The organism is Candidatus Symbiopectobacterium sp., assembly GCF_020054415.1.
Lineage (GTDB): Bacteria > Pseudomonadota > Gammaproteobacteria > Enterobacterales > Enterobacteriaceae > Symbiopectobacterium.
In genome coordinates, this window is the sequence record NZ_JAHWCO010000656.1 from 1 (window position 1) to 1,855 (window position 1,855).

Sequence of the window (1,855 nt, forward strand, 5' to 3'; positions counted from 1 at the left end):
AGCCATTGCGCGTGTTAGTTCCAGATTTGGACTGGTGCTTCTCATGCCCGAGGTGATGGGTCATTTCAGCATTAAGGGCAGCTTCAACGCTGATCTTTTTCAGCAGGCGATCAAACTGGTTGAGATCGTCAGGGGTTTTGAGATTTTTGGCCAGCTCGTTAGCCAGGGCCTGTAACTGTTTTTCGTCCATAAAGTAACCTGCTTTTGATGTTGGATTGAACATATCAAAATCAGGCAATTACACAATCTCGTGTACAGGCTCTACCCTGTGCCTGAAGGAGTATCGTCCGTTTTCTGCGAAGGCTGGCGGCGCTTCCCTATATTCTTGCTGTCGCGGTGGCGCACTTTCACCTTGGTTTTTTCTTTCTCTTTCTTCTTTTTCTTCTCTTCAGCACGCTTAGCCAGTACTTTTTTCGACGGCTTACCGTTGGTTTTTTCGCTTGGCGCTTTGGTTTTTGGACGCAACGCATCAATGACGCGCGCTTTCAACGGCTCATTTAAGTAACGGCTGATCTTGCCAAGCAGCAAGTGATCGTGGGCTTCCACCAGTGAGATGGCACACCCTTTTTTGCCAGAGCGTCCGGTACGCCCGATACGGTGCAAGTAGATATCGGCCGTCAGTGGCAAGTCAAAGTTGAAGACATGACTAACATCATTGATGTCCAACCCGCGTGCGGCAACGTCTGTGGCAATCAATACATTGACCAGTCCCTCGCTCAGGCGCGTGATGGCCTGATTGCGTTTGGCTTGCACCATCTCGCCTTCCAGACGGCAACTGTTGATACCCGCTTCACGTAACCAGGCTGCAAGTTCATGCACGTGCTCGCGCTTACGCACAAACACGATGGCTCGGGTGGTTTCCGGCTGTTTCAGCAAATGTGCCAGCAGCGCGGTTTTATGCTCAGTATCATCAGCGCGGTAAAACCATTGCAGAATCTTTTTACGCTCACGCCGTGAAGGGTCGGCTTCAATCTCAACCGGTTCTTTCAACAGTCGCTCTGCGAAATCTTTGACGGCATTGCCTTCCAGCGTGGCGGAAAACAGCAAAGTTTGTGTGCGCCAACGGGTTTCACCGGCAATATGTTCGATATCCTGAGCAAATCCCATGTCGAGCATACGATCTGCTTCGTCCAGAATCAGCGTTTCCACTGCGCGACAGTCAAAGTTTTCTTCTTTGATGTATTGCAGCAGGCGCCCCGTGGTCGCCACCACAATATCCTGATTCTCGCTGAAGACTTCAGCGTGGTTCATGTAGGCCACACCGCCAGTGATGGTTGCTACGTCCAGATGGGTGTGCGCCGCCAACGCTTTAGCCTGCTCGGCCACCTGCATCGCCAGTTCACGCGTGGGTGTTACGATCAGAATACGCGGCGGACCTGATTTTTTACGGGGAAAGTCAATCAGATGCTGCAACACCGGCAGCAGATAGGCTGCTGTTTTTCCTGTTCCTGTTGGTGCGGATCCAAGGACATCTCTCCCGTCCATGGCGGGCGGGATCGCCGCGAGTTGAATGGCGGTGGGGCGCTCGTAGCCCATATCGCGCAAGGCATCTAGCAGGCTTTCATCAAGATCAAGATCGGAAAATTGGGTTGCAGTCATGTTCTACCTCTATTTGGGGCGCTGATTATAGACGCATTACGCGTGCACTTCATCATCTGTTTACACCGCCTTGGTGTCCTGTCGGCGGGATGCTTTCCCTGTTGCAGGGATTCCCTTATGTGTACTAGCTCAGACCTGATCTGACAGTTACCGATTATTTATACAGGTGTCTGTCAGATTACATCTGGTTCAGATTCTTTTCTGCCCAGATCCGTTTTCCATCGAGTAAAGTGGCCATCGGCGTACGCCCGCAGCA

General features: G+C 51.7%; 1 protein-coding gene and 1 pseudogene. Both read right to left on the minus strand.

Translation table 11 applies throughout. The features are described from left to right. A pseudogene (locus tag QZ506_RS18980) lies at positions 1 to 190 on the minus strand (IS256 family transposase); the annotation flags it as partial. Between the two features lie 71 nt (positions 191 to 261). Beyond that, positions 262 to 1,599, minus strand: coding sequence for an ATP-dependent RNA helicase SrmB (gene srmB, locus QZ506_RS18985; protein ID WP_291973135.1), 1,338 nt, complete (start codon positions 1,597 to 1,599; stop codon positions 262 to 264). Positions 1,600 to 1,855 lie beyond the last annotated feature (256 nt).

What these genes read in the sequence shown, in the direction of transcription:
- srmB (WP_291973135.1), bottom strand. Translation starts at nt 1,599, where the DNA reads ATGACTGCAACCCAATTTTCCGATCTTGATCTTGATGAAAGCCTGCTA.